Below are 12572 nucleotides of genomic sequence, written 5' to 3' on the forward strand. Positions count from 1 at the left end.
CGGCTGGGTCCGGAGACCGTCGCAAAGCGACGGAGGTTCCGGGCCGGGCTAAAGCCGCGGCGCCCCGCGCTCGATGATGGCGGGGCGCTGCGTCATGGCGCGGATGATACCGAAAGCGGCGTTAAGCGCCGTTGCGCGCTGCGGCATGCAATGCGCAAGGAAAAACGCTAGGCGTCGCAATTCGCGCGCTCGGGACCGGCGCGGGCGGCGCCGACGAATCTCCGCGAGGATCGGGGTTTTCTCAGGCGCGTCCGGCAGTTAGGCGCGGCGCGCGTGCGCGCTGCGGATGCGTTCGCGGGCCACCGTACCGTATCGGACTGACGACCGGCGGTGGCGCGCGCAGGCCAGCCGATGGTGCGGGCGCTGCACCGCGGGCGGGCATCGGTATCGATGACAAGCGTGACGCCTGCGACGAATCGCGCGGCCCGACGGCATGGGCGGCAATGCGACTTTGCATCCGAAGGTCGATCGTCGCGTTGCGGGGGATGCCTGGCGAACCGCCCGCATAGGCAAATGCATCGGACCTGCGAGCGCGGACTCCGGCGGGCGGCCGGAGTCCGCGGATGCCGCAGGCGAGGGCGGGGCGGCGATCGGGTCGCGCCTGGGCGCGCGGCGCGGGCCGGGTTTCGGCCGACGCGCCGCGCGTCAGTGCGCGGGACCGGGCGCGATCACCTGTCGGAAACGACGCAGCACGGGTCCGGCGGGCCGGGGGTGTACACCGCCTTGATCGTGGCGCCGGCGCTGTTGTTGTCCTGGCGCGTGTCGATCGAGGTGGCGTCGGCGGAAACCGCCAGGGTCACGCCGTAGTTGATGAAGTTCGGCACCAGCGCGGCCGGCCCGGTGATGGTGAACACCGTGCTGGCGCCGACGTCCAATGTCGCTGCGGTGCAGGCGAAGGTGTTCTGCTCGCCGCTCGCCAGCGGGTCTTCGCAGGTCCAGCCGGCGGGCACCGGGAAGATCGCGTTGGCGAAGGTGGGCGTGCCGTCGCCGGACGGCGCGTCGAGAGCGCTGAGGCGGCTGGCGGCGCGGCTGGAGGCGCTCAGCGAGGCGATCGCGAAGCCGACGCCGACGTTGCGCGCGCGGCTGGGGCCGCGGTTGGTCACGGTAACGTTGAAGACGTAGTTCTGGTTCGGCGATGCGTAGGGCGAATTCGAGATGCTCACCGCCACGTCCGCGCGCGGCGGCGGGATCAGGTAGGCCACCGACGGATCGCGCAGCGACTCGCGCGCCGGCGAATCGGCCAGTTCGCGCAGGGACTCCGGCTTGCCCGAGTCGATCCGGGCGCGCTGGATCTCGATCGACGAAGTCGCGCCGACCATGGCTTCGTTGACCAGGATGTGGTCGAGATTGTGGCCGATGCCGTCGAGGAAGGACGAGTAGCGCTGGTTCTGCGGGATCAGGCTGGTCAGGTTGACCAGGTTCGGCTCGACCAAATCGGCGCCGTCGCCCGGCACGCCGGTGGTCTCGTCCGGGCTCGGCGCGCCCGCGACCACGCCGAGCACGTCGGCGTAGCCGTCGTTGAACTCGGGCGCGTTGAAGTCGCCCAGCACCACCAGCCGGGTGTTGGGTTCGGCGGTCTGGCGCTGATTGACGTAGCCGGCCAGGAACTCGGCCTGGCGCTGGCGCTTGAGCCGCACCTGCTGGCCGGCGAGGTCGTTGGCGACGATGCCGTCGGCCGGATGCTGGCTCACCAGCACCGCGCTGAACGGGAAGGACAGGCCGTCGGCATAGTGCGCGACCGCGTCGAGCACCAGCGGCGGGCGATCGTTGAGCCGCGAGGTGTTGCCGTCGGCGCCGACCCAGTACGTGTCCTTGCCGATCTGGGCGACCTGCAGCACCTGCACGCGCGGCTTGCCCGGAAGCACTTCGGCGCTCTTGACCAGATAACCCACGTCGAGCCCGAGCGCGTCGTTGCCTTCCAGCAACTGCGCGGCGTACTGCGGGCTGGGCTGGCCGGCGGCGACGGCGTCGGCGTTGATGCGCGTCGCCAGGGCTTGCAAGGTGGCGAGGTTTTCCACGTCGCTGAAGCCGATCACGTCGGGCTGCTTGAGGTAGTCGCGCACCGCCAGCGACAGCTTGGCGAGGCGGCGGGCGAACGCGGCCTGGCTCAACACCGGCTCGGCGAGTCCGGGGGCGTTGGTCGCATCGAACAGGCGCAGGGCCGAGTACGTGGCGATGGACACGCCGGGACCGTCGGTGAGGTCGACCTGCGCGGCGGGGGTCAAGCCGATGGCGCCGTCGGCAAGCTCGTAGCCGCCGTAGTCGGGTGTGTCTTCCGAATCCAGCAGCAGGACATAGCGCCCGTCGACGAAGTCGACGACGCCGTTCGCGTCGATGACGGTCGTGCCCTGCGACAGGTTCATGCCCTTGTGGCCCTGGGTCGAGGTCGCGTCGAGCACGTACACCGCGTTGTGCGAATCGCCGGATTCGACGTCGCCGCCCGGCGGGAACGGATCGCCGTAGCGGATGCCGGGCGTGCGCAGGGGCGTGTCGCCGCCGGCGGAGCTGACATACATCAGGCCGCGGCTGCTCGCGCTCGCCTGGGCTTCGTCGAGGATGCCGTCGGCGGCGGCGATGACGCGCATGGAGCGCACCACCATGCGCATGCCCTCATAGCGTTCCAGCGCGCCGGTGGCGACGGTGGCGATGTCGCGGACCTGGTCGGGCAGGGGCTGGTCGGCCTGCACCAGGGTGATCAGCGGCGAGCCGGCGATCTGGGTGCGGGTGCCGCGGCCGGCCTCGCCGAGCGGCGCGTATTCGACCACGGTGCCGCTGACCCGCACCCGGTTGCCGATGCGGGCGCTGGCCGGCGGGTTGAAGCCGACTGCGACGTAGATCGCGGACGAGGCCGGACCGGGCTGGGAGCCGCTGCCGGACTGCAGGAAGAAGCCGTCGGCGCGGCGCGCGGTGACCACGCCTTCCACCGTCACCGGCAGGCCGTTGAGCGGGGAGGTGTCGCCGGTGCCCTGGACGGCTTCGATCGGGGTGATCGGCATGTCGTCGTTGGTGATCGCGACCTGCGCGCTGAGATCGGCGCCGGTGGCGCCGACCACGCCGGAGACGTCGACGAAGAAGGTTTCGTTCGGTTCCGGCTCGGTGTCGCCGACGATCGGGACGTTCAGCGTGGTCTCGCTCTGGCCGGCGGCGATGCTGGCGTTGCCGCTGGTCTGCACGTAGTCCTCGCCGGCGCGGGCGCTGCCGTCGCGGGTGGCGAAGGCGAAGCTCACCCCGCCGGCACCGGCCGGGCGGTCGAGCAACACCCGCACCGCCGCCAGCGTCTGGCCGGCGTTGCCTTCGTCGAGCGCGACGTCCTGCATCCGCAATTGCGCCGACCCGCCGCTGCACAGGCGCGCCGGCGAGGCCGAATTGCGCGCGACCGGCGCCGCGGTCTCGAAGTCGGCGCTGTTGTCGCCGGTGTCGTTGCAGCCGCCGTCCTTGCGCACGGCCGCGGTGGTCACCGTCAGGGTCGCCGGCAGCGGCCGGGTTTCCGAGCAGGTGGCCGAGTTGCTGATGCCGACCGCGTCGATGCGCGGCGACGGACAGGCGCCGCTGAGCGCGCCGTTGTGGTCGACCAGCAGCAGCTTGCCGCCGCTGGCCTGCATCTGGATCGTGCCGACGGCGTCGGCCGCGGGCAGCGGCGGGAGGCCGGCGACGCCGCTGCTGGCTTGCTGGATCAGGTAGTAGCCGCCCGGCGCGATGCTGCCGGACAGGGCGGTGCGTTGCCACGGGGCCGGGCTCGGCGCCAGGTTGTACTGGATCGACCAGCCGCTGAGGCTGACCGCGGTGTCGCCGTTGTTGTGCAGCTCGATGAAATCGTGCGAGTAGCTGGCGCCGGCGCTGCCGCCGCCGCCGTAGACCTGGCTGATGACGACCCCCGCCTGGGCCGAGCCGGCCGCGGCGAAGGCCAGCGCTGCCGCCAGCAGGCGGCCCCCTGACTTGTTCATGGCAATCCCTGTTGACTGGACCGACGCTCCTGCGGCGGTGCGCAGAGTTTGCCTGACCGGCGTCGCAGATTCGGCGATGCGGCGACGCGGCGGCGAAAAAAAACCGGCGCGAACGCCGGGCAAAAAAAGACCCCGGCCGAAGCCGGGGTCTGGGTCGTCGCTATGGGCGCGAGGCTCAGGGCGAGAAGTTGGCCAGCAACAGGACTCGCGCAAAGGCGGTGGCGCCGCCCTGCACGGTCACATACCAGGTACCGGCTTGCGGCACGGTGGAGAACACCGCTTCGTTGTTGCCGCTGCGGATCGAGCGCAGGTCGTAGTCGGTCGCGCTCGGACGCGCGCCGCGCTTGGCGTACAGCGAGACGTCGCCGGTGCCGCCCTGGGTGATGATGCGCAGCCCGCGCGCGCCGGCCGGGATTTCCAGGCGGAAGGTCTTGGCTTCGCCGGCGGCGCCGTCGAGGTCCACGGCCTTGCCGTTGAGCAGCACCGCGGTGCCGTCGTCCTGGGCGATCACCGCGACGCTGGCCTCGGCCGCGTTGTTGCCCGCGACCGTGTCCTGCGAAGTGGTCTCGCCGCTGACCGCCAGCTTGACCGTCTTGCCGGCGAGGTCGGCGGTGGCGTTGGCCGACAGCGCGAAGTTGGCGCTGGCGGCGTTGGCCAGGGCGCCGGTGCGGCAGGCGACCGAGGTCTTGCCCGAGGCGATCTGCGGTGCGTCGCAGGTCCACTCGGCCGGCTTGGTCACGCTCAGCGACGGCAGTTCGGCGTCGAGGGCGAAGCCCACGCCGACCGCATCCGCGCGGCCCGGACCGTGGTTGGTCGCCACCGCGGTGTAGCCGATGCTCTGGCCGACCTGCACCGAGGCGGCGGTGGCGGCCGCGGTCACGCCCAGATCGGCGATTTCGCGCGGCACCAGGTAGGTCACCATCGGGTCGTGGTCGGACATGCGCGTCGGCGAGTTGGCGTCGGCGCGGTTGGCTTCCAGGTAGTCGGCGTTGATGCGGGCGTGGGTGAACTTGATCGAGCTGGTGGCGACGACCATCTCCTCGTTGACCAGGGTGTGGTCCAGGCTCTGGGCGTGGCCGTCGAAGGAGTACGAGTAGCGCTCCATCGGGTCGATCGTGCTGGCCAGGTTGATCAGGTTCGGCTCGACCAGGTCGGCGCCGTCGCCGGGCACGGCGGTGGCGTCGTCCGGGCTGGGCGCGCCGATCACGGTGCCCATCACGTCGGTCAGGCCGTCGTTGAACTCGAACGCGTTGAAGTCGCCGAGCACGATCAGGCGGGTGGCCGGGTTCTGGGTCTGGCGCTGGTTGAGGTAAGTGGCCAGGAACTCGGCCTGGCGCTGGCGCTTCATGCGCACGCGCAGGCCTTCGCCATCGGTCTTGTCGGCGCTGCCGAGCGAGCGGTTGTGCACCACCACCGCGGTGAGCGGGAAGGCGCGGCCGTCGGCGTAGTGGACGACGGCCTCGAGCACCAGCGGCGGGCGGTCGTTGAGCTCGTCGCTGTTGCCGTCGGGCTGGACCCAGGTGGTGTCCTTGCCGATCTGGGTCACCGCCAGCACTTCCACGCGCGGCTTGCCCGGCAGCACTTCGGCGGTCTTGATCAGGTAACCCACGTCGATGCCGCCCGGATCGTTGCCTTCCTCGAGGTAAGCGACGTAGTTCGGGTTCGGCTGGCCGTTGGCGACCGCGTCGGCGTTGATCTTGGCGGCCAGGTCCTGCAGCGTGCTCAGGTTCTCGATCTCGACCGCGCCGAGGATGTCCGGCGTCTTGAGGTAGTCGCGGATGCCGATCGAGGCCTTCTGCTTGCGCCGCGCGTAGGCCTCGGCGGTCGGCAGCGGTTCCTTGATGTTCGGATCGTCGACGGTGTCGAACAGGCGCTGCATGTTGTAGCCGGCGACCGACACCGCGTTCGGATCGACCGTTTCCACCGACGGACGCGGCTGCGGCGCCGGGGTCACGTTGAGCGCGGCGCCCGGCTCGATCAGCAGGGTGTAGCGGCGGAAGCTGTAGTCCAGCGGACCGACCAGGCCGGTGATGACCGTGCCGGCGGCGAACTCGAGCTTGCTGCCGCCGATGGCGTCGCTGTTGACGACCATCAGTTCCGGGTTGCCGTCCCAGCGCGGGATCGGCGGGATGGTGCCGGCCGGCGGGTTGGTGCCCGGCTGGATGCCGGCTTCGCGGAACGGCCGCGGCACGTCGCCGATGACGCCGTAGAAGAAGCTGCGGTTGGTGCTGGTGAAGTTGGTCTCGTTGACCGAGTTGGCCTGGTTCGGCGCGGTGACCTTGAAGCTCTGGATCGCCACGCGCATGCCCTCGTACGGCTCCAGCGCGTCCAGCGGCGAGGTCGGTTGCACCACCGGTAGCACCACCGGCACCGGCAGCGGCGCGGTGCCGATCTGGCTGTAGCTGGCGAAGGTCAGTTCGGTCAGCGGCAGCTGGCCCGGGTCGGCCGCCGGAATGTACTCGGCGACCGTGCCGGTCACGCGCACGCGGTTGCCGATGGCGGCGGCCGCGGTCGGCGCGGAGCTGGTGAAGACGTACAGACCCTCGGAGGTCATCGGGTCCGCATCGGCTTCGGCGTCGGTGGTCTGGATGTAGAAGCCGTTGCTCTTGCGCGCGGTGACCACGCCTTCGGTGGTGACGATCTGGTTCTCCAGCGGCGACTTGGCGCCGTTGCCCTGGATGTCGTGGATCGCGACCACGGTGACGTCGTCGTTGACGATGGTCGCGGTGGCTTCGACGACGCCCGGCGCGGCCGGAGTCGCGCCGCTGATGTCCTGCACCCGCAGCTTGAAAGTTTCGTTCGGCTCCGAGACGGTGTCGCCGTTGACGCTCACCGAGATCGTGGCGCTGCTCTGCCCGGCCGCGATGGTGCCGGCGAGATCGGACACGGCCACGTAGTCGCTGCCCGCAGTGGCGGTGCCGTCGACGGTCGAGGCCTTCCAGCTGACGCCGCCGGCGCCGGCCGGCTGGCTCAGGCTGACGGTGAAGGTGAACACGGTGGTGCCGCTGTTGCCTTCGTCGGCCGAGATGTCGGCGACGGTGAGCGCCGGCAGCACCGGGCCGACGCCGCCGCACACGTACGCCGGCGCGGCGCTGTTGCGCGGCGAGGTGGCGGTGATGGTGGCGATGGAGAAATCGGCGGCGTTGTTGTTGGTGTCGACGCAACCCTTGTCGTTGCGCATCGCCGAGGTGGCGTTGCTCACCACCGCGGTCGGCGCGTTGGCTTCGGCGCAATTGGCGGTGGGGCCGACGCCGAGCAGGTCGATGGTGCCGGCCGGGCAGGCGCCGCTCAGCGCGACGATGTTGTTGACCAGCGCGACCTTGAAGTTGCTGCCGGACATGTTGATCGCGCCGACCGAGTCGGGCGTCGGCAGCGCAGGCTGGGTGCCGGCGCCGTCGCCTTGCTTGACCAGGTGATAGCCGCCGGGCGCGATCGAGCCGTTGAGCGTGGTGACTTGCCAGCTGGTGCCGGTGACCGACGCGTACTGCACGCTCCAGCCGGTCAGATCGACCGCGGTGGCGCCGTTGTTGTGCAGCTCGATGTAGTCGCTCTTGACCGGTGCGCCGGAGTTGCCGCCGCCGCCGTACGCCTGACTGATTACGACCTGCGCCTGGGCCGTGCCGGCCGAGGCGAAGGCCAATACCACCGCCGCCCAGAGGCGGCTCGTGTTCTTGTCCATGTAGTTCCCCATGTGAGCGTCTGCCGGCCTCCCCGGCCGCAGACAGCTGGATTGTGCACGAATACTCACTTTCTGGCGTTGCAATGCGATGACGCAGTGCAGCTTCTGCCATCGGTAATGTGCACGTAACCGATTTATGTTGGACGGCGCGGTGCGCTGCAGCATGCGCGGACGCTCCCGGCGCGCGGCCGGGAGCGGGCCGCCGCACCGGACGGTGCGGCGGCGTGGCGCCTGTTCAGGGTTACGGCGCGGGCGGTGCGGCCAGCCGCGCGGTGGCCTGGACGGCGTTGTTGCCGGGTTGCGGATCGGCCGATTGCGCGGTCGCCGACGCGGCCAGGCTCAGGTCGATGCCGGCTTCCTCGCTCCAGGTCGGCACGAACAGGCTCAGCGTGGCGACGCCGTCGCGTTCCAGCTGCGGCAGCGAGCAGGCCACGCTGGTGCGGCCGGCGTCGAGCTGCGGCGCGCCGCAGTTCCAGTCCGGCGGCGCCTGCACATAGGCGCGGTCGGACGTCCGCGAGAACGCCATGCCGACGCCGACGCGGTGCGCGCGGTCGGGGCCTTCGTTCTTCAACGACACCCGATATTCCAGCCATTGCCCGGCCACCGGCTGCGGCGGCGCGGACACGGCCAGCGCAAGGTCGGCCTGGGTCCGCGGCAGCAGGCGCAGGTGCAGCGGATCGGCCGCCGCCGCGCGCAGTTCGCTGCCGGCCTGGTTGCGCGCCGTCGCCGGTTGGCCGGCGTTGATGCGCGCGTGCCGCAGTTCGATCGCGTCGGTGGCCGCCACCAGCCGTTCGTCGGCGAGCGCGTGCTGCAACTGCTGGCGCGAGCCTTCGACGATGGACGAGTAGCGTTCGCCGTCGGCGCCGGTGGCGGTCAGCGCGATCAGGTCCGGATCGACGCGATCGATGCCGTCGCCCGGCACCAGCGTCCACAGCGGGTCGCTGGGCTTGCCGGCGAGGGTGCCGACCGGATCGGTGTAGCCGTCGCCGAAGCCGTAGCCTTGCAGATCGCCGAGCACCAACAGCGGCAACGCGTTCGCCGATTGCTGGTGTTGCTGCACCCAGCGCGCGAGGAAGTCGGCCTGGGCGTGGCGGCGCAGCCGCAGCGTGCGGCCTTGCGCGCTGTCGGCGTCGCTGCCGTCCAGCGGCGCCAGCTTGGCCAGCAGCACGCGCAGGCGGAACTCGACGCCGCCGTCGCGCACCGTCGCATCGACGAACTGCGGCGCTTGCTCGAACAGCGGCATCCAGTCGCCCGACGGCAGCGCCAGGGTTTCCTCGCGGCCGATCTGGGCGTGGCCGTCGAGCAACACCCGCGGCGCCGGCCCGACCTGGTCGCTGCGCAGCAAGAAGCCGAGTTGCAGCGGCGAAGCGCTTTCCAGCGACACCGCGCGATAGTTCGGATTGGCCTGGCCGACCGACGCGGCGCGCTGGTCGACCCGCTGCGCGAGGCGTTCCAGCAAGCCGCGATTCTCCGCGCCGCCGATCGCGACGATGTGCGGCGAGCGCAGCGCGCCGACGATGCCTTCGGCCAGCTTGCCCAGGCGTTGCTCGACCGCGAACGGCTGGCTCGCCGGCTGGCCCGAGTTGGGCGGGCTGACTTCGTCGTGGAACGCGCCCAGGTCGTAATACGCCACGTCCACCGGCGGGCGGTACGGATCGGCCGCGTCGATGCCGACGGGCGCCGGCGCCGGCGCGAGCGCGATGAGCGCCTGGTCGGCCTGCTGGACCACGGTGTAGCGGCCGCTGCGCTGGTCGAGCGGGCCGACCACGTTGCCCACGCGCGCGCCGACGGCGACATCGAACGGCGCGCGGCCGGTCGCGGCGCTGTCCACGCCGATGGACTCGGGATTGCCGTCCCAGCGCTGGATCCAGCCGACCGGCGCGCCGTTGTCGCGCACGCCGTAGCGCGCGCCGGGTTCGCGCATCGGCGCCGCCGCGTCCGCCGCGCCGTCGAGCACGTGGAACACGCCGTCGCTGACGGTAGTTTCCAGGCTCGCGTCGGTGCGGCCGCCGGTCGCGCCGATCACCCGGCGATCTTCGAGCTGCACGCGCATGCCTTCGAACGGCTCGTAGCCGGACGCGCCGAGATCGCGCTCGGGCTGCAGCCGGATCAGCGCCGGCGGCAGCGGCTGGCGCACGTTGCCGACGTTCTGCGCCGGATTGGTGGCGACGATCGCGGTCATCGACGCGCGGTCGGGTTGCTCGCCCGGCGCGTACAGCTCGGTCACGATGCCGACTGCGCGCACCCGCAGCGACTGCAGGTTGGGATTGGGCGCGGCGCCGGTCTGCACGAACAGCGCCTCGGAGGTCAACGGATCGGCATCGGCCTCGGCGGCCGGCGCTTGCAGGAAGAAACCGTCCTTGACGATCGCGGTGACGATGCCTTCCACCTCGACTTGCTGGCCGAGCATCGGCGAGCGTTCGCCGCGGCCCTGGATCGCGTGGATCGGGGTGATCAGCGGATCGTCGTCGAGGATCACCGCTTCGGCGGCGAGGCTGGCGCTGCCGTCGGCGGCGCGCGCGCCGGCGCCCAGGTCGATGCGCAGCTTCACGGTTTCGTTGGCTTCCGGCACGGTGTCGCCGCGCACCGGCAGGGCGAACCGGGCCGCGCTCTGACCTTCGGCGATGGTGCCGGCCAGGTCGATCGGCAGGTAGTCGGCGCCGGCCGTGGCGCTGCCGCCGTCGATGCTGAGCGCGCGCCACTGCGCGCCGCCCGCGCCGGCGGGGCGGTCCAGGGTCAGCTCGAACTCGAACGGCGTATAGCCGTCGTGGCCTTCGTTGCGCACGACCTTCGCCACGCTCAGCGTCGGCGGCTGCGCGATGTCGTCGTTGAGGATGGTCGCCGTCGTGTCGAGGTAGTCGCCGTTGGCGGTGGTCGCGCCGCCGTGGACCTTGACCTGCAGCGCGACGGTTTCGTCGGCTTCGACGTTGCGGTCGCCGAGCACCGGCAGGACGAAGCGCGCCGAACTCTGGCCGGGCTCGATCCGGCCGCTCAGGTTGATCGGCGTGTAGTCCGCCTGCGGCGTCGCCGTGCCCGAAGCGCCGCCGTGCACGGACCAGTCCACGCCGGCCGGCCCGGCGGGGCCGTCGAGCTTGAGTTCGAATTCGAACGGGGTGACGCCGCTGTGGCCTTCGGCCTTGGCGACCGCTTGCACGCTCAGCGTCGGCAGCGTCGGCGCGCACACCAGGCGCGGCGACGCGGCGTTGCGCGGGGCGGCGGAGGCGACGGAGAAGTCGGCGGCGTTGGATTGGGTGTCCTGGCAGCCCTCGCCCTTGCGCAGGTAGGCGTTGATCGGCGAGGCGACCATTGCGCGCGCGCTGCCTTCGTAGCAGTCGGTGGCGCCGTAGCCGAACACATCGACCAATCCGGCTTGTGCGCTCGGGCAGGCGTCGGCGAGCGTGCCGCCGGCGGACAGCAATGCGAGCTTGCCCAGCTGCGGGACCATGCCGAACGGGCTGGTGAAGTTGGACGCCGGCAGGACGCGGCCGCTGGTGGTGGTGCCCATGCGGATCAGGTAGTAGCCGCCGGGCGCCAGGATGCCGCTGATCTGGGTGCGTTGCCAGGCGCTGCCCTTCTGCGCGTACTGGATGCTCCAGCCGCCGAGGTTGACGGTGGCGTTGCCGGTGTTGTGCAGCTCGACGTAATCGGCGTGGTAGCCGTTGGCGCCGGCGTTGGGATAGACCTGGGAGATGACGACCTGGGCGCCGGCGGTGCCGGACAAGGCCACAGCGATACCGGCCGCGAGTGCGCGGCTAGCGAGTTTTTGCATGGAATCCCCTTGAAAGTGCGCCTGCAGACTGGACCGTAGCGACGGTGGGCAGGCGCAGTCATTTTAGTTTTCGCGCGTCGCACCGGTCGCGACCGCGTGACCTGCGTCGCGGCTCCGGCGCACGAAGCGTTGCGCGTCGATCGGCGCGCTCGCGGCGCGAGGCGGCCGGCGCGGCGCGCTGGCTCGCGCCGCGGCGTCTGCCGGCGCAAGCCGGATGCGCTACGCTTTGCGCCCCTGCCGCACGCAGCGCCCCCGCCAAGAGCCCCGCCGATGTCCGTAGAGAAGAACCAGCGCGAACTGGAAGACGGTATCCATACCGACCTGCAGGGACGCATCACCTACGGCGGCTACCTGCAACTGGACAAGCTGCTCTCGGCGCAGCGCCCGCTGTCGCAGCCGGGCCACCACGACGAGATGCTCTTCATCGTCCAGCACCAGGTCTCGGAGCTGTGGATGAAGCTGATCATCCACGAGCTCAGCGCCGCGCTGGCGCACCTGCGCCGCGACCAGGTCTGGCAGTGCCAGAAGATCCTGGCGCGCTGCAAGCAGGTGCTGCGCCTGCTGACCGAGCAATGGTCGGTGCTGGAGACGCTGACGCCGTCGGAGTACATGGGCTTCCGCGAGACGCTGGGCCCGTCCTCGGGCTTCCAGTCGCTGCAGTACCGCACCATCGAGTTCATGCTCGGCAACAAGAACGAGGACATGCTCAAGGTGTTCGCCTACGACCCGCGCGGCCAGGCCGCGCTGGAGCAGGCGCTGGCCGCGCCGAGCCTGTACGACGAGTTCCTGATGTACCTGGCGCGCTTCGGCCACGCCGTGCCGGCCGCGCACCTGCAACGCGACTGGCGCCAGCCGCACGTCGCCGATGCCGAGCTGCAGCCGGTGTTCGAGCGCATCTACGAGAACACCGACGTGTACTGGCGCGAATACGCGCTGTGCGAGGACCTGGTCGACCTGGAAAACCAGTTCCAGCTGTGGCGCTTCCGCCACATGCGCACGGTGATGCGCATCATCGGCTTCAAGCGCGGCACCGGCGGCTCCAGCGGCGTGGGTTTCCTCAGGCAGGCGCTGGAGCTGACCTTCTTCCCCGAGCTGTTCTCGGTGCGCACGACCCTGGCGCCGGCCGGGGGCTATGGGGCCTGAGGCGGCGCGGCGGAGCGGAAAGCGTCGGGGCGGAAGC

Annotated in this window: 4 protein-coding genes; 1 reads left to right on the plus strand and 3 read right to left on the minus strand. The window is 71.0% G+C overall.

Annotation, left to right across the window (positions count from 1 at the left end):
• Positions 1-668: 668 nt before the first annotated feature.
• The 3 genes from BLV01_RS08500 to BLV01_RS08510 form a co-directional block, all read right to left on the minus strand.
• Positions 669-3944, minus strand: a complete 3276-nt coding sequence (locus BLV01_RS08500) for a lamin tail domain-containing protein (RefSeq protein WP_091797422.1) — start codon at positions 3942-3944, stop codon at positions 669-671.
• A gap of 175 nt (positions 3945-4119) precedes the next feature.
• Positions 4120-7623, minus strand: a complete 3504-nt coding sequence (locus tag BLV01_RS08505; protein WP_175485829.1) for a lamin tail domain-containing protein — start codon at positions 7621-7623, stop codon at positions 4120-4122.
• A 241-nt stretch (positions 7624-7864) separates the two neighbouring features.
• A complete protein-coding gene (locus tag BLV01_RS08510; RefSeq protein WP_175485830.1) occupies positions 7865-11344 on the minus strand; it encodes a lamin tail domain-containing protein in 3480 nt (1159 codons plus the stop codon).
• Positions 11345-11662: 318 nt separating this feature from the next.
• On the opposite strand from BLV01_RS08510, the gene BLV01_RS08515 reads away from it, so the two are divergent.
• Positions 11663-12535, plus strand: a complete 873-nt coding sequence (locus BLV01_RS08515; protein ID WP_091797430.1) for a tryptophan 2,3-dioxygenase — start codon at positions 11663-11665, stop codon at positions 12533-12535.
• Positions 12536-12572 lie beyond the last annotated feature (37 nt).

The organism is Lysobacter sp. yr284 (genome assembly GCF_900107375.1).
GTDB lineage: Bacteria > Pseudomonadota > Gammaproteobacteria > Xanthomonadales > Xanthomonadaceae > Lysobacter.

What these genes read in the sequence shown, in the direction of transcription:
- BLV01_RS08500 (WP_091797422.1), bottom strand. Translation starts at nt 3,944, where the DNA reads ATGAACAAGTCAGGGGGCCGCCTGCTGGCGGCAGCGCTGGCCTTCGCC.
- BLV01_RS08515 (WP_091797430.1), top strand. Translation starts at nt 11,663, where the DNA reads ATGTCCGTAGAGAAGAACCAGCGCGAACTGGAAGACGGTATCCATACC.
- BLV01_RS08505 (WP_175485829.1), bottom strand. Translation starts at nt 7,623, where the DNA reads ATGGACAAGAACACGAGCCGCCTCTGGGCGGCGGTGGTATTGGCCTTC.